This window comes from Selenomonas ruminantium subsp. ruminantium ATCC 12561, assembly GCF_000424065.1.
Lineage (GTDB): Bacteria > Bacillota > Negativicutes > Selenomonadales > Selenomonadaceae > Selenomonas_A > Selenomonas_A ruminantium.
In genome coordinates this window covers 58,896-76,271 of record NZ_AUJE01000001.1, presented here as the reverse complement: position 1 = coordinate 76,271, position 17,376 = coordinate 58,896, and the positions used below count along the sequence as shown (strand labels likewise).

The 17,376-nt window shown below is 46.2% G+C and carries 13 protein-coding genes; 6 read left to right on the top strand and 7 right to left on the bottom strand.

Going from position 1 to position 17,376, the window contains the following annotated elements:
* Positions 1-12: 12 nt before the first annotated feature.
* Genes G598_RS0100365 through G598_RS16550 form a run of 5 tightly spaced genes read right to left on the bottom strand, consistent with a single transcriptional unit; the run spans position 13 to position 7,783 of the window.
* The gene (locus tag G598_RS0100365; protein ID WP_026765253.1) at positions 13-1,920 is read right to left on the bottom strand and encodes a polysaccharide deacetylase family protein; all 1,908 of its coding nucleotides are present in this window, start codon (positions 1,918-1,920) and stop codon (positions 13-15) included.
* Positions 1,904-3,805, bottom strand: coding sequence for a glycosyltransferase (locus tag G598_RS0100360; RefSeq protein WP_051179719.1), 1,902 nt, complete (start codon positions 3,803-3,805; stop codon positions 1,904-1,906). Before G598_RS0100360 ends, G598_RS0100365 begins: the two co-directional genes overlap by 17 nt.
* Positions 3,802-4,755, bottom strand: coding sequence for a polysaccharide deacetylase family protein (locus tag G598_RS16555; protein WP_071837924.1), 954 nt, complete (start codon positions 4,753-4,755; stop codon positions 3,802-3,804). Before G598_RS16555 ends, G598_RS0100360 begins: the two co-directional genes overlap by 4 nt.
* Positions 4,756-4,779: 24 nt before the next feature.
* Positions 4,780-6,096: a nucleotide sugar dehydrogenase gene (locus G598_RS0100350; RefSeq protein WP_026765251.1), complete on the bottom strand. Its 1,317-nt coding sequence runs from the start codon at positions 6,094-6,096 to the stop codon at positions 4,780-4,782.
* Positions 6,097-6,154: 58 nt separating this feature from the next.
* A complete protein-coding gene (locus tag G598_RS16550) occupies positions 6,155-7,783 on the bottom strand; it encodes a porin family protein (protein WP_051179717.1) in 1,629 nt (542 codons plus the stop codon).
* A gap of 662 nt (positions 7,784-8,445) precedes the next feature.
* On the opposite strand from G598_RS16550, the gene G598_RS0100335 reads away from it, so the two are divergent.
* The 6 genes from G598_RS0100335 to G598_RS0100310 all read left to right on the top strand — a co-directional run bounded on the left by G598_RS0100335 (position 8,446) and on the right by G598_RS0100310 (position 15,933).
* The gene (locus G598_RS0100335) at positions 8,446-10,374 is read left to right on the top strand and encodes a tetratricopeptide repeat protein (RefSeq protein WP_026765250.1); all 1,929 of its coding nucleotides are present in this window, start codon (positions 8,446-8,448) and stop codon (positions 10,372-10,374) included.
* Entirely contained in the window at positions 10,374-12,209 is a 1,836-nt protein-coding gene (gene pgaB / locus G598_RS0100330; protein WP_026765249.1) for a poly-beta-1,6-N-acetyl-D-glucosamine N-deacetylase PgaB, read from the top strand. Before G598_RS0100335 ends, pgaB begins: the two co-directional genes overlap by 1 nt.
* 27 nt (positions 12,210-12,236) lie before the next feature.
* Entirely contained in the window at positions 12,237-13,502 is a 1,266-nt protein-coding gene (pgaC, locus tag G598_RS0100325; RefSeq protein ID WP_245582712.1) for a poly-beta-1,6-N-acetyl-D-glucosamine synthase, read from the top strand.
* Positions 13,503-13,533: 31 nt separating this feature from the next.
* The gene (gene pgaD / locus G598_RS0100320) at positions 13,534-13,986 is read left to right on the top strand and encodes a poly-beta-1,6-N-acetyl-D-glucosamine biosynthesis protein PgaD (protein WP_245582718.1); all 453 of its coding nucleotides are present in this window, start codon (positions 13,534-13,536) and stop codon (positions 13,984-13,986) included.
* A 247-nt stretch (positions 13,987-14,233) separates the two neighbouring features.
* Positions 14,234-15,547: an ammonium transporter gene (locus G598_RS0100315; RefSeq protein ID WP_026765246.1), complete on the top strand. Its 1,314-nt coding sequence runs from the start codon at positions 14,234-14,236 to the stop codon at positions 15,545-15,547.
* On the top strand, positions 15,544-15,933 hold the full coding sequence (locus G598_RS0100310; RefSeq protein ID WP_102012066.1) for a P-II family nitrogen regulator: 390 nt from the start codon (positions 15,544-15,546) through the stop codon (positions 15,931-15,933). The genes G598_RS0100315 and G598_RS0100310 overlap by 4 nt, the downstream gene beginning before the upstream one ends.
* Positions 15,934-16,006: 73 nt before the next feature.
* On the opposite strand, the gene G598_RS0100305 is transcribed toward G598_RS0100310, so the two are convergent.
* Both G598_RS0100305 and G598_RS0100300 read right to left on the bottom strand, forming a co-directional pair.
* Complete coding sequence (locus G598_RS0100305) at positions 16,007-16,693, bottom strand: hypothetical protein (RefSeq protein WP_026765244.1); 687 nt, start codon at positions 16,691-16,693, stop codon at positions 16,007-16,009.
* A 105-nt stretch (positions 16,694-16,798) separates the two neighbouring features.
* On the bottom strand, positions 16,799-17,314 hold the full coding sequence (locus tag G598_RS0100300) for a nitroreductase family protein (RefSeq protein ID WP_026765243.1): 516 nt from the start codon (positions 17,312-17,314) through the stop codon (positions 16,799-16,801).
* Positions 17,315-17,376 lie beyond the last annotated feature (62 nt).

The window sequence follows — 17,376 nt, the reverse complement described above, 5'->3', positions numbered from 1 at the left end:
CACTCCCTTCATTTACCCATTGCGCAAGAACCAGCAAAGAATACTTTCCCAGGTTTCCTTTGCCTGGAATACAAACTTATCCCAGCCGGAAAGTTCTGTCGTAAACAGTACTTTTTCCTCATCTTTTCCTGTATTGGTCGTAATGGTAAACTTTTCAAAAACCGCATCATAGACATCATCAGCAAGATTTCGCTGGCTCCATGCCTCGCCCTGCCAGGAAGCCCCCAGCAAAACACCGCCCTGCCCATTTTCCGCTACGGTAATATCCTGCGGTATATTCTTATCATCCAGTTTCAAGGACAAGCGGTTTCCCTTCAAATCAATCTCCAGCTTATGGACGCTGCGCCGATGAAAGCTTTGCACATGTTCATATGCCTCTGCCCCATCTTCAACAGTTGCTGCCGGCATAGCTTCTCTTTGTTTTGCCCGGCCATAGTATTCTTCTGCCTGCTCAGCTGTTGGCGCATAACGGGCAAACGCGATATTTTCCTGGGTTTCTGCCTCCCGCTTATTTTCTTCAACAGAAGGTATTTTTTCGCCCAGGATAACCGGTATTTTTTCCCGATATAATTCCTCTTTACTGTAATTTGTCTTTTCGATTACCAGCAATTCATTGTTGACCAATTCTACACAAAGATAATTTTGGCGGGCATTGTCGCTGCGCAGAAAAATCTGCTGTGCGCCAAAGGAATTGCCTAATAAATTGGTCGATATTTTTACATCCGGCAAATTGCTGCTTTCCCGCACTTCGGACAACGCTTCGCCCTCCGGCAAGGTGGTCAATGTATACGTTTCATTTTCCAGTTCTGCCGCCCCGGATAACAAATTCCACTTATCCGCACGAGAACGATCCCCCATCACAAACTCAATAGGCGTATTGATGTCGTATTTTATCCGCATAAGCAGGTGATTAACAGGCCAATACGGCTGGGGCTGCATACGAGTAAGGTCATATATGCTGCTGTTTCGTTGATTGAAACAATAGCCTTCCCGATTAAAAGCCATTGTAAATAACTCACGTATCCACTTTTCATTTACGGCACTAACCGCATTATTGTTGGCAAATTTACCGGTGTTCGCATGCATATGAACATATATGGCAGGTACTTTACCAAAATGCCTTGCATAAACATCTCGTAAGTGTTCGTAATCGTAACTTATACGGCGCTGCATATGATTATAGCTTTCCTTCGGCACGCCATCCTTATCGCGAATGTAATCCATAAGATAATGATTATAACGTCTTTCTAAATAAGGTGTAATCATCGCATAACGCAGCGGATCAATTTCACCAATATAATTGTTATAACGGTCAAAAACATTGATATATTCCAAACGATAACCATTGGTCCCTTGTTCCCAAAAAGTAGAATCCTCTAACTCTTCAAGTTCCGACGGTTTCAGAAATTTCATATCAAGGGATTCGATATTTTCACCATAACTCATCATCGTGGCTTTAAAGTTCAAATCCTCGAGAACAGATTGGGCAAAAATCGCTGTATCACGCCGCCCATCTTCAAACATCAGATACAAGGATTTCGGCGGCAGAGGTTTATTCAGCTGATAATAATCTTTTATATCCTGTTGCGTGATGGTTACAAATCCCTGCCGTTTTAATTCCTGTAAATGCTTATACAGCTGTTTTTGTCCAATTAATGTGGAGGTATCCCCAATGTGATCCACCCCAAAATAAGACAAGGCAACAAAACCTGTATCCTGCTCACCAGCGTTAACTGCATTATGGTCATATGCTTGATACGTTTTCAGCGAATAAAAGAGATTATAAATGGCAAAAATCATAATTGCCAAAACGACAAATTCCACCACTACACGCACTCGTTTTCTGCGGTTTTTACACTGCGTAAAAGCACTATCCTGCAGGGCAAGGACCCGTTCATCTATTTTATTTTTGGGAAGCATGCTTTTTCTTTGCCTCCTTTTGTTCTTTTTCACGCCGCTTTTTTTCGAGTTCAGCCAAATCAGCCGGGGTCATCCGCGTCCCCCAAGTGGATTTCCAAAAGGTAAACCAGGCCACAGGCATCTGCCACAAAAGTACAGCTTCATAATAAAAGCAGAACCACATGCCGAAAAGCCACGTACTGCTGCGACGCAGGAAGAGCTGTGCCATACTCATCAACAAGGCCATAAGCAGCATGCCGACTAAAAACGTAAGCGGAAAAACACGATGCATTACCGGTACATAAATCAGGTTATACAATACGATAACCGGTGCAGCAATCGGCACAACCAATCCCATATAAAAGCTCAACGACATAAAGGGTTCTTTTCGCCAAATAAAGCGCCCCGCAATTAACGATTCCCGCAGCCAGGAGCGTTTCCACCGCATCTGCTGTTTCAAAAAAACCGTATACGTATTAGGCACAATCGTAGCACAAACTGCCGAATCCTGATATGCGGTACGATTATGGCGCAAAATGAAATTGGTCATACTGCGGTCATCACCAAAAGTGGCTCTTTGTCCCAAAAACTTTTGATTAAGCCAGGCATCGGCATACTTCAGCACCAAATCCCGACGATAACAGGAAAGCGGGCCAGATAAACACGTGACAGAATCAAAATAACTCTCTGCTGCTTTCATAACCCGAAAGGCGATGTAATAACGCACAGACTGCATCCGGGTAAGAGCATTTGTATAGGTATTGGCTACATCTGTACGGCCGGAAACGCCGCCCATATCCTTATCCTTGAACGGCTGAACAATATTGCGTACCGCAAAAGGGTCCAAAAAGCTATCGGAATCCACAAAGACCAAGAGCTCATGCTGCGCTTCCACAGCCCCCACCGCCATAGCATCCCGTTTGCCTTTATTAACAGGCTGCACAATATAACGAATGCGCGTATCCGTATGGTAGATGCCGCTTTCTGTATCCGCTGATTTGATTTCCGCAATCGCCTCTTTTATACGCTCTACCGAATGGTCATTAGAATGGTCATCCACGACAATAACCTCTAACTTATCGGCCGGATAATCCTGATTGATGCAGCTATAAATCGTCCGCTTAATCCAATTTTCTTCATTGAAACAGGGAATAATTACCGTAACCCCAGGTGTATAATTCGGATCTATAGGCACCGGCCTGTAAAAAATAGCAAAAAAATAACGTGATAAAAGGAATGTTGCCGCAATAATACTGTACAAATACAACCACCGATTAAAGCGAAAGTATACTACAGATTCCGCCCGCATCATAATGATGACAAACGTGATAATGCACAAACAAAATGCTGCAGCTCCCAACAGATAATTTTGCCGTTTACGTGTAGCATACTGCGCCAACGTATCCATAAATTCCAAGCCGCAAAGTAATGTACCATCTTCCTTTTTTACAAAACGTACACAGCGCGCCTTTAAGTTCTTGATTTTCATCTCATAGCCTTCAGGCATAGATCCTGGTGTGATGACAAAGTTCAACTGAACCTGTTCCGCCTTATGAATATATTCCGTATCTTCACGGGGAAATTTTAATAACATTCCCGTCGCGCTGATATCTACGGCTCTTCCCACAAAAGTCCTTTTTCCTGCCTGATCAGCAATCTTAACCGTGACCTCGTAATCTACCAAATAACGCTTTCCGCGCTTGTCCTCCTGCTGATACAATTTATAATCAATTGGCCTGTTTTCATCATCTTCCAATGCGCCCCGGCGGTCATGGTTACTTCTCAGACCATCCTCATTGGGAACATAGGAAAGCATGCGCCGGTCAGGCTTTTCTGCTAGAAGAACATCCTGTGTTTCTGCACCGGAATCCGTATTTCCCACGGGATTGTTCTTTACGGTTATCATTTAACGTCTCCTTGTTTATCTTGATTGAATATCGGTAGATTAGCCGGTATATAATGTATTTTGCGGAATTGATTCACAAACACAGCCTGCACGCCCCTTGCCTCAAAAGCGGTAAGCAGCAAATCCAACTCCGTTGCCAAATCAACAGTAGGTGGAACTGCCGCTGAATTATCATCTTTTATGGTGGGTTTCTTATCCATTATCGGCTTTTCTTCCCGAACAGCAACATCGTTTACCTTTTGTTCCACATAAGGATTCACAGGAATGGCAATAATACTGCCATTTATAATGGAAGTTGCATAGCGGTCCGCTTCCGTTTGATTATGGATATTTCCTGGCTGAAAGCGCACGTTTTCCTTAACCGCATATTCCAGACCTGCTGCACGTACAGATTTCAATAAATCATCACCATAAATCGTCCGTGGTGCCCGAAACAAATTCGGGGTCAGCGGATCATGCATGGTAATCGCTTTTTGGGTGCGGCATAACTCCTTTACCTGTTCTTCAACAGAACATTTTTCCATAGCAGCCAGACCCACATAAGTATAATTCCCCACTTCCTGTCCTGCACTGCGAATTAACTTCATCGTTTCCGGCTCATCAGCCACATTATCCCCCTCAACGAAGAACACGGCCTCAGCCTTATGTTTTGCTAAAACATCCAACAAACGCGCAGCCAGCGGCCTATCCGGCATGCCATCAAACACCAGTGCTATACGCGGGGTTCCATCTTGCAAGGTGGTAATCACTTCAGCAGGTTTGATATCCGCAGCCTGTCGCTTTGCCATTGCTTCACGAATTTCATCCTCAGCCAGGTAGTTATGCGTCAAATCCGTTATATCGGGAATAAATTCTGTTTTTTCAATCAGATAATCCCGAATAAATATAAGCGCCCCAATAATCACCGCAATACAAATCGCTACCATAAGACCTAGTTTCTTAAAATTCACGCTGAATATAATCCTCCTCTCCGCTTACAAACTCCAGTAGATATATCCTTCCTTTTCCGCGGCTTTGCGCCCATATATATTTTTAACATCAATAAGCACCGAGGGATTTTTATGACCACTGCGATAAAAATGGTGCCATTCGGTCAAAGGCTGCTTCGCATAACAATCATGTGCCACTACGAACACCAAGCAGTCCGCATTACTTATCGACTCTTCATCTATTAACTCAATCCCATACTCCCGCTGAAAATCCCGCTTATCTGCTATCGGGTCGGAGGCATAAACCTGCAGGCCGTATTCCTGCAAATGATGATAAACATCAACAGCACGGGAATTGCGCGTATCAGGACAATTTTCCTTAAACGTCATGCCCATTAAGTAAATTTTCGCATGGGAAGCATCCAGTCCCGACTTCAACATTACTTTCACGATTTCATTAGCCACGAATTTACTCATATCATTATTGATGCGCCGTCCGGCTGAAATCAATTGGGAATACTGATCCAAATTTTCTGCCTTATAGATAAAATAATACGGATCTACGCCAATGCAATGCCCGCCCACCAGACCGGGACGAAATTTCAAGGCATTCCACTTGGTATCCATCGCAGCAGCAACCTCATCTGTATCAATCCCCATTTGATGAAACACCATCGCCAGTTCATTCATAAACGCAATGTTGATATCCCGTTGAGTATTCTCGACCAATTTCGCAGCCTCTGCTACCTTGATTGAAGAAGCCTCATAAATCGTATCAATTATCGCCCCATATACATCTGCAATTTCCTTGCATGTTTCGGTATCCTCACCGGAAACAATTTTGGTGATGCTCTTTAAACGATTTTTCTTATCGCCTGGATTTATGCGCTCTGGTGAATACCCAATTTTAAAATCACGTCCCCCCTGCAATCCAGAAATCTCTTCCAGCAAAGGACGGCAAATTTCTTCTGTAACCCCAGGATAAACCGTTGATTCATACACCACTATTGTACCTTTTTGGATATGTTTGGCTACAATCTCCGTAGCTCCCTTTACGGGAAGTAAATCTGGTGTCTTATCCCCATTTATAGGCGTAGGCACAGCGATAATAATAACAGATGCCTCGGATAGGCGCTGTGGATCGGTCGTAAAATCAATATTGACGGACTTCAGCACTTCATTGCCTAATTCCGCCGTAACGTCATAACCGCGTTTATAAGCAGCAACTTTCTCCGCATTGCAGTCATAACCGATAACCGAAAATTTCTCTGCAAAAGCTACCGCTAGTGGCATTCCTACATACCCCAACCCCACTACGGCCAGTTTTGTTTGCCCAATACTCAGTTTCCCCAGTACATTCATGATTAAATTAAATCATCCTTTCATTCCTTGTATTTATATCCTATTACCCCAACTACACTTATTCATGATAATTTTGGAACGACTTGGTTACCGCAAACCAAATGGTATTGCTGCGTCTGCCATAATCAAGATCCTGTAAACGATAAAATTCCAACCCCAAAGTCCAGGCATCCGGCAGACTATAATTTATACCAATTCCCCAACCCTTAAAGCCGCCATAAGGCTGCATAACATCCGCCATACCGTTCATGGTATGCCGGATATAAGTCGATTGAGGTTGATAATAGTATTTGAGCCAGCTGCTAAACGTATATGGCTGCCAGCTGTTTTGCGGCGTGTAGCCCAGTGTGAATACATAACCTGTTTTTCCGCTATGGCCGCTGTCCCTGCCATGCAAAAGCATCGCGCCTACATCCAACAAGCCTATATTATGATGATAATTGGCCATATAGATATTTTGATTTTTTCCGTCTTTATACTTGAAATGATAATATCCACCATCGACACCATAAACTGCATCTTGATAAGAAATGGTAAAGTCATACGATTTATCCATTCCATCAACAGCGGCCTTGCCATATTCCAAAGTGTATTTAACGGGATTACCAGCTTGTAAGCGCCCCCCCATAAACTTGCTGTCATAGATATTGCCTTCCGCCATCGTGCTGCCAAAGGCGCCAAAATCCATGTGTACGAGCCCAACATTACCGCTCAAATAATAACGATCCAGTTTTAATCTGCCATCTTTATCATCTTTATTACCAGTAAAGGCTTTTTCCCATTCCAACATACCAATAGCATGCCAGTTGTTGTCGATGTTATAATCCGGGTATAAACGGACACGAGCACGCTGTTTGTTGCCGCTATCATAAGCACCGCGAGCATAGCGGACATCATAACGCACTTCCGCATCCAGCTTCAATTGCTGATCCGGTACATCTTCTACTGGCATGTTGGATTCTAATTGCTGACGGGCATTCATGCTATCCAAGCTGCCGTTTTCTTCCAACTCAGGCAGGAATTCTGCTCTAAGCCTGCCCACAGTATCCAACACCGAAGAGGGCACCACAGAACCATTATAGCCGCCTGCTACAGTACTTTCTCCGTACCCGCTAGTCGCACTTATCTGAACATCTGAACCACTTGTCTGTCCTGTACCGCTCAGGCCAGTCAACAAATCCTGCTGTCTTTTGCGGACATAATCCAACATTTTAGCCCGCTGCTCAACACGGCTTTTGGCTTGAGCATAATCTCTAGATGCTTGCTCTATTTTTCTCAGTGAACTATCGCTTTTTTCTTTTAACGGCTGCATAACTTCCAAGCGATTTTGCCCCTGCATCGAGCGGCGGACATACATTTCCGTATCTTTTGCCGCTTTGCTGCGTGCGCTCTTAATCCGTGATTCAGCTTCCCGCTCCTGTTCTTTAGCCAGTTTCAGCTGTACTTCATCAACTACCAACAAACGGGATATACGACCATATTCATCAGCCAATGAACCTGTACGGTTCTTTTCAAACTCCAATAATGCTTGTGCGACCATCTGCCCCAGTTCTTTTTTGGAATATGCGTTCAATGGCTTTTCCGGCATATCCATATAACCTTCCTTGGCCAGCAGCATAATCGAATCGTATATCCATACATCATTCGAGGCAGCCTGAACCGGCGACGCAGATAATCCAACCCCCATAAAAACAGCCCCTAGAAAGCACTTTTTGACATATGCTTCCAAATGGGAATGTTTTTTTCCACTACAACCATTCACCAATTTGTCCTACAATCCTTTCACCATCAGATAAAATAGCCCCCAGTTCCCCATAAAGACAAAATTTACTATACATATCATTGTCAATGTAAACTATAAATATTCTTAATTTTATCTTTCCATGAAGGCCTATATACCTATATAAATAAAGAAGAATCATCTATAAAATCCCTCCATTCTTCCTATGTGGGAATTGGGTTGAAGGCATTTTATAACTTGATATTATAGATTAATCAAATCGTGGTTTCAATAGGCTTTAAGTCCTCTTATTTTATAAAAAAACGTTATTTTTAATCCTCATTTAATTTTCGTATAATTTTTGTTTAATATTCAATATCCACCTGTACAGCTGGTCACACTATGCCATTCTCCGTCGCATTTTTTTACGCCTATACCCGCTATATTAACGCAGTATAAACCTTTATTCTCCAGCAGCTGATACATCACCTTATGGTCCCTACATGCACAAAGCCAACACTAAATAGGGTGGGACTTAATACCTATTGAAAGTACCTATTTATTATCCTATAATAGTTGGCTATGGAAATACTTTCCATTTAAGTTCAACAAAGGAAGGATTGATGCCAATGACCATAAATTGGCAAAAAAGGGAACTGCTCGCTGGCATATTACTGGCGAGCAGTTTATATGGTACAGGACAGGCCACACCACTAAGCGAAATGACAACTGCCACAGCAGCATCAGACTACGCCCAGCTAAATCGCGAAGGACAACAGGCTATTGAACGGCACGATTATGTCGCGGCGGAAAAATATTTCCAGCAGGCACGTTCAGCAGCCATTGCCGCCGGACAGCAGGATTTTCTGCGGGAAATGGATGCCCGGCGTGCAGCCATGTATATAAATAGCAATGAGCCAAGCCGCGCGGTAATAATCTTAGGTCCCTATATAAAACCCGGTGTAGATAAATTTATGCTCAGCGATTACCTGCAGGCCTTGCGTGCGTGTAATGAACCGCAAAAAGTTTTGGATACTTTTCATACCTATGTACAAGACTGGCGGTCATTTCCGGTATATGGTTTGGAAAATGTAGCTGCAGTCTGCCTGCGGCAGCGAAAATACCGTCAGGCCAAAAAGATTTATGAAGAAATTCTTTCACGCGAAAAACCAGAAAATGTTCCCTATGTCCAACTAGGATATGCATACACATTGGCACGCCTGGGACAGCAAGGCAAAGCTATCGCCGCCTACCGTCAGGCAGCCAATATCGCGCCCCGATACAACAACATCATCGTCAGCGATGCCGCGGCCTTTATCCTTGACGGTAAACTCGGAATTGCCCGCCAACTGTTTGCCCTATTGGGGCAGGATGAAGCCGAAAAAGAATCCTATCAGCTGCTCTATGCACAAAGTCTGGTAAACGCTGGTCGTGACCTAAATAATGAAGACCTCAATTTTAGGCGGGATGAAGGACTCAAGGAGCGCAGCTATTACCACGAAGCAGATAAAATCCTGCGAAAGCTCCAACACAGCCAAAATCCAGAAATTGCCCATGAGGCAAAAGTTACACAGGCTGCCAACAAAATGAACAACGAACTTTTGGCCGATACCCGCACCAGCCTGCAAGAGCTTCTGGCTGAAGATGACAGCGATATGAGTGCTTTATCTGTGCAAAACGCATATGAAAGTCAGACACTCCACAGTCTCACTACATTCTACGAGACGTCTTTGGACAATAAACGCAACCGGCAGCAGTCAGCCGATATCCGCTATGACAGCTATTGGGGACACAATGTTTATCTTTCCCGTGAAATCCGCCGCAGCTGGCTGAATGATGATGATTCCCATGCGGTATATTGGCAGCACGCTATCGGGTTGCGAAAAAAATACACCTGGGGCGAAATTGCTGGCGAGTGGATTCGTTACAATGGCGCCAAGGTCAAAAATGGCTACAATTTAGCCATCGCATTCGATTTGAGCGATGCGGCCAGTATCGGTTATGAATACGGTATGCGCCTGCACAATCATGCGGGCACGATAAAAAACGGCATACGCGAACATTACCAAACCATCAGCCTCAACCATCAGCTAACGCCACAAACGGCTTTTAATGCCAGCTATACCTGGGCAACGCTTGCCGACCAGAATAAATACCGAGAATACGAACTGGAAATCAATCAGCTGCTGCAGGTAAAACGCAATTTCAGCGACAGGTTGCTCCTGGGTTACAGTCATGCCAATTACGACCGGGAAGAATGGTTTTATGACTCCCCTAACCGCCGGCTGGATTATACACTCAGCTGGCAGCGAGCATGGAATTATCCCAAAATCTCCACCAGCTGGCTATGCGAAACCAGTCTGGGCTGGGGACACGACAATGATGACCGCATGGAATGTACACCGCATATCCGGCTGGAATACATCAAGGATTTCCCCCATAACCAACAATTGCAGCTGGGAACGACTTTTTACCAGTATTTTCGTCAGGCAAACACCAATAATAACCGCCGTAATAATGGCTGTCAATTTTCTGCAAGCTATAATTGGAGGTGGTAATGATGCTGAAAAAATTGATTCTTATTTTATGCCTGTGTGCTGCCTGTGTACTGCCAACACACGCGGCTTTTGCCAGTGTGACGATTCTCTGCTATCACGAAGTAGACCGGGCCGGAGACGCCTTTGCGGTCAGCCATAAACGTCTGGAAGAACATCTGAAGTTTCTCAAAAATGATGGCTATCACTTCACCAGTCTTGACGAATATATACGCTATTGCCGTGGCGAGCTCAAGCTGCCCGACAAAAGCGTGATGATCACCTTCGATGATGGCTATCGCTCTTTTTATACCAAAGTTTATCCCCTGCTAAAAAAGTATCAGGCACCAGGCATGCTGGCTATCGTCAGTTCCTGGACCAACCATGAGGAAAAACCCAACGATGTACGGGATGCTGCCTCCTGGGATGAGTTAAAGGAAATGGAGGATAGCGGCCTTGTGACCGTAGTCTCCCACACCCACGCCATGCACAAACAGCAGGACGTTAATCCGCAGGGCGGACGGAACGGTGTTGTCGGCAGCCATCTTTACCTTGCCGGGCGCTATGAAACCGATGCCGAGTACCATACACGGATAACCAACGATATTCAGGAAGTACAGCGGCTTTTTCAGGAGCATTTGGGCCATAAGGCGCGTGCCATGGTTTGGCCTTACGGCATCTATACCAAAGAAGCCGTAGAAATCGCTGCCCAATCGGGCATGGAGGCGACCTTCCTATTGGACGGCGGGGTTAACGAAGCCAGCGAAGACTCCCTGCTTTATGCCAAACGCATCATCATGGAAAGCGATTTTGATACCAACCGCCTGAAAAAGCTGCTGACTGTCAATCACGACACCTGGGATTCTGCCGGTATCCGCATGGCACAAGCGGATTTGGACAATATCTACGATGAAAACCCAACCAAATATCAACAAAATGTAAATGAACTGCTTACACAGCTCGCCAACAATAACATCAACACTGTGGCTTTGCAGGCATTCGCTGACCCGGACGGCGATGGCAATGTGGATGAAGTATATTTTGCCAACAGCCAGATTCCTGTGCGGGCAGACATTTTGGGCGATGTTGCCAACCGCCTGCAGCAGCAGCTTATCACGGTATTAGCCTGGCTGCCCACGTTGAATTATCAGACCTTAATCAAAGCAAACGACGACAATGCCGTAATATCCCGTGGCGAAAAAGGATGGTACCACCGTATAAGTCCTTTTGACCAGGATGCGCTATCCCATGTCAACCAACTATTTTATGATTTAGCTGCCAACACACAAATAGACGGCATCCTGCTGCAGGATGACCTATACCTCAATCAGGACGAAGATTTCTCCACTCCGGCGCAAACAGCCTATCAGCAGAAATTCGGCAAAGATTTATCCGCTATAAACACAGCCGACAAGGCAGAACTTGCCGCCTTTACCCAATGGAAACAGGAGGCCCTGGATAAAGCTGCCGACGGAGCAATTCATGCGTTTAAAAGCCTTCACCCGCATGCCGTAATCATGCGGGATATATACGCCGGCGCCCTGCTTTATCCAGATTCGGAAAACTGGCTTGCCCAAAGCTATGATGATTATTTAGCCAAATACGATTACACCGTAGTAATGGCCTACCCCTTTATGGATAAAGAGGACGAGCCTTATGAATACCTGAAAAAAATTGCCCGGATTATTAAGGACAAACAAGGCACCGGCAAAACTTTGGTAAAAATTCAGACCTACGACTGGGATAACCATTGCTGGCTGGACAATAAAACGTTCAGCCGACAGATGCATATCTTAAAAGCTGCGGGCATGAAAAATCTCGGTTATTACCCATTGGGCTTTGCTCATTGGGAGAAATAAAATTTCCAAGGAGGAACAAATTTTATTTTGATTTACGCATTTATTTTATGGCTGGCTGATTTTGTATTCTACTATCCCATCATTATGAGCTTTGTATGGATGATTGGCGGTATTTGCTTTTACTGGCGGCGGGAACGTGGCCGGGATAAAAATCCCCCCATACTCACCCATAAGCCTCTAGTCTCCGTTTTCATTCCGGCGCATAATGAGGAACGGGATATTGCCGATGCCGTACACTCTATCTTTGCCAACCACTACAAAAATCTCGAAGTCATCGTCATAAACGATGCCAGCACCGACAATACCCAACAGGTATTAGAAAGCCTAATGGATGAATATCCCAGCCTCAAAATACTGCATATGGAAAAAAACCTCGGCAAGGCCAATGGACTGAATCTGGCCTTTGCCATGAGCCATGGCGAAATCATTGTTACGCTGGATGCAGATTCCATGCTTGATGAACATGCCATTGAATGGGCTGTATGGCACTTCAATAACTTTCCCCGTGTTGGTGCAGTTACAGGCAATCCCAAGGTACGCAACCGCACCAGCCTGCTGGCCAAAATTCAGACAGCTGAATACGCCAGCGTTATCGGACTCATTAAGCGCACACAGCGCATTATCGGCAAGGTCATGACCGTATCCGGCGTAGTGGCTGCATGGCGCCGCACCGCCATCATCAATGCGGGGATGTGGAGCAATACCGCCATCACCGATGATATCGAAATGACCTGGAAAATGGAAACTAAATTTTGGGATATCCGCTATGAACCCAACATGGTCTGCTGGATGCTGGTACCAGAAACCCTGAAAGGAATATGGGTACAGCGAAAACGCTGGGCACAAGGCGGAGTCGAGGTTATCCGCACCCATATCGACGTATGGCGTCACTACAAGGAACGACGTATTTGGCCGATTTATCTGGATTACTTTTTGGGCATCTTTTGGGCTTATTCCTTTGTAATCTGCGGGATTCTATGGCTTGCCCGTATGCTCTTTGATTTTACCGGCAGCAGCTATGCCGCCATGCTGCCGGATTTAGGCAATCCCCTGATAAGCTGGAAGGGATCACTCATCTCACTGGCTTGTCTGTTGCAATTTTTAGTCAGTATTCTCATTGATTCACGCTATGACAGGTCGCTGCTCAAAACTTATTTTTGGGTAATATGGTACCCCGTTATCTACTGGATATTCAATGCCCTGTCCGCTGTGGTTGCAACGCCTGTGGGGCTAAAACGCGACATGACCACTACAGCAGTATGGGTCAGCCCTGACCGGGGTATAAAAAATTAACCACCAAAGGAGTTCATTGGTTTTGAAGAAAATGGATATTAGCGAGCAACAGTCCCCAATATATGAAGCAAAAAATAAACGGCATTTGCTCATCCGCATTATCGAAAATATTTTGTCGCTTGCTTTTACTATTGTTTTATGGCTTTTTATCATCATCACTCTATACAATAAATTGTATGTTAACACAAACGCCAGTTTGTTACACACACTCACAATTATGACACTCGTTGTTATCGCATCAATTTTACTGATAATTCTCTGGCAATTTTACAATTGGTTACGCTTTCATCGCAAAAAACGACGTAAAGATTTCCCTCAGCAAACCCTGGCTGAAGTTGGCAGGCTCTATGGCATATCTGCCGAGAATATGGAACGCCTGCAACAAATCCGCAATGTAGCCGTGGTCGAATTTCGCAATCATCGTTACTATTACTGCATAGCGGGAGAATCTCCTATTGAAATTGGTATGCTGCGGAAACAATAGCTTTTTGTCCTTACAAATATTCTGTATACACGTGTTGAACTTCTTGACAACCACTTTTTCAGCGTCTATAATGACGTCATAAGCAAACAGGACAACGTTGTCCCCCATCACCAGGTACCGGGTGATGGGGGATTTGTGCGTTCATAGCGTTTTGGACAAAGGCGTCCGTAGTGCAGGTTTACTGCGCTATGGGCGCCTTTCCTGTTTGCAGGACTTATTCTTGTTGTTAGGGAAAGGATTGATTATGATGATTGATACTGGCGATACCGCATGGGTACTCATCAGCGCCGCTTTGGTTTTTATCATGACACCTGGTCTTGCCTTCTTCTATGGCGGCATGGTGCGGAGCAAGAATGTACTCACTACCATTATGCAGAGTTTCTTTGTCCTCGCGCTTATCTCGGTTGAATTTATCCTTATCGGCTACACGATGGCCTTTGGCCCGGATGTAAACGGCTTTATCGGCAATCTCGACAAAATCGGCCTGACGGGCATTGGGTTAAAAGTTCTGGAGGGCAGCACCATCCCCGAACTGGCGTTTGTCGCTTTCCAGTGCATGTTTGCCGCGCTGACGCCGGCGCTCATCACCGGTGCGTTTGCTGAACGCATGAAATTTGCCGCATTTACCGTATTTATCCTCTTGTGGGCCATCTTCATCTACAATCCCATGGCCCATTGGGTATGGGGCGGCGGCTTCCTCGCCGAACTCGGTGCCCTCGACTTTGCCGGCGGTCTTGTTATCCATATTCTCTCCGGCGTCTCAGGGCTGACCATCTGTCTGCTCTTGGGCAAGCGTCATGGCTATCAGCACACGGCCATGCTGCCGCATAACCTGCCCATGACCGTTCTTGGGGCAACGCTTCTTTGGTTTGGCTGGTTCGGCTTTAACGCCGGCAGTGCTCTTGGCGCTAATGCTCTTGCCGCCAATGCCTTTATCACCAGTCAGGCAGCCGCTGCCGCTGCCGCCGTTTCCTGGGTACTCGTGGAATGGAAGTTCAATGGCAAGCCCACCATTTTAGGCGCAGTATCCGGCTGTGTGGCCGGTCTTGTGGCCATCACCCCGGCTGCAGGGTTCGTAACGCCCATGCCCGCTGTACTCATCGGTCTGATTGGCGGCGTAATCTGCTATTTTGCCGTAGCCGTTCTCAAAGAAAAACTCGGCTATGACGATTCCCTTGACGCTTTCGGCGTGCATGGCATCGGCGGTACCTGGGGCGCAATTGCCACGGGGCTTTGGGCCACCACGGAAGTCAATCCGGCTGGTGCCAACGGCCTGTTCTATGGTGACACGCACCTCTTTACCGCACAGCTCATTTCCATTGTCGTGGCTTATGCACTGGCTATCGGCGGTTCCTTTGTCCTCTACCAGCTGGTACACAGCTTTATGGAAACCCGCGCCGACGAAGCCGAAGAACTCACCGGCCTTGATATCATCGAGCACGGCGAGCGCGGCTATACCCGCGGTGTGCTGACCTCCAGCCCGCTCTTAGGCTCCTTTGAAACCTCCAGCGAAATGCTGGCCAATACCGTCATGCAGATGAATATGGCTGAGAAAGGATGATTGCCATGTTGACCAAAATCGAAATCATCACCCGTTCCTCCAAACTCGATGAACTCTTGCGCGCCCTCAACCGCATCGGTGTCATGGGCATCACCGTGAGTCAGGTCTTCGGCTGTGGTCTCTCCAAAGGCCATCAGGAAATCTACCGCGGCAAGAAATACGATGTAAAACTCGTGCCCAAGATAAAAGTAGAAACCGTGGTTTCCGAAATCCCCGTACCCACAGTGCTCGCCACCTGTGAAAGCGTCCTGCGTACCGGCCAATTCGGTGACGGCAAGATTTTCGTCACCGAACTCAAAGATGCCGTCCGCATCCGCACCGGCCAGCATGGTGACGACGCCATCCGGGATATTCCGGGAGAGAAAAAAGAAAGCATCAGTGCCTAAACGGCCTGTGCTCCATACATAAGACCATACGCCAAAAGGCTCGCTGTTTTTATCCAGCGAGCCTTTTGGCAATTTATTTCGTTACTTCCCAAACAATATCCTTAGCCCCCGCAGGCATTTTTACCTGCTTGTTATAGGCAATGCTCTTGACCGTAGCATCAGCCACTTCCTCCGGCGTAGATTCGGGATTTCTACGGATTTCGTATACGCCATGGGATGCCTGCTTAATCGCATAGGACTGCGGCGTGTGGAACTGCAATTCCGTCTTGACGCCCGTGGGGCTTAACAGCTGCACATTAATCCCCTGATAGAATTTACCACCCCAGGCATTATGAAATTTCACCACTTCATAACCGCTGTCCGTGAGTTTCTTCATCGCCTGCGGCACTCGGCGGCTGTAATCCTTGTCCTTGATGACCAGGGTATAGCGCAGAACATCGCTGATACCGTCAGCGGCCTGTCCTAGATTCACATTATCCTTCACTGCATCGGCCAAAATCTTCTGCATCAGGCTGTCCTCAGCCTTGATACGATGTTTTAGGCCAGTGAGATACGCACCTTTTTGCTCTAGCGCACGCATATCTCTGGTTATGTCCGGCTCTGCCTCCTGCGCTTCGGCAATCAGGCTCTGCGCCAGTACGGTCATGGTCACAACCATCACAGCAGTGAGCTTGGTCAACGAGGCCTTAACCTGCTGCAGACGCATTTTGTTCATCATATTACTGCTAATGTTCTTGCTAATCTTCTTCATCTGATTCATTATCTTGTTTCCTCCAGTCTTGCAAACTTGCAAACCTTTGAACAAGACAAAGTATAACAGAAATAAATGAAAATATGATGATTGACTCTGAAAACAAAATGAAGATTAGCAGTAAGTAACTAATTCTTCCATTGCTTTCGTCTTTTCATGGTTTGGCAGCGGACGTACCCCCTCTGCACCATAGCCCACATCCAAAAGCATCACAAGCGTTTCCTCTGCAGGCAATTCCAAGGCCTCTGCGGCCTTATCCGGGTCAAAGTAGTTCAGCCAGCAGCTGTCCAAGCCCGCCTCTGCGGCCGCCAGCATCATATGCGTGGCCACAATGGAAGCATCTTCCGCACCGGAATCGTATTTATCACCGGGATAATTGAAGCACTGCGTCTTGTTATAGGTCACCGCCAGCACCACCGGCGCACCATAGCGGCAAGGTGTCAGCCCATCCACAAGCTGCAAAGCAGCTTCCGATTTCAGCACATAGACATGCTGCGGCTGGCTGTTCTTGGCTGTAGGCGCCAGCTGGCCGGCCAGCAAAATCCTGTCCAATTTCTCCTGCTCCACGGCCTTGTCCGACTGGAACTTCTTGCAGGAATAACGCTTTTTCGCCAGTTCAATAAAATCCATGCGTAATACCTCCCTTAGGGTCGCAAACAATATTAACAAACACTAATTCGCTAACTACGAGA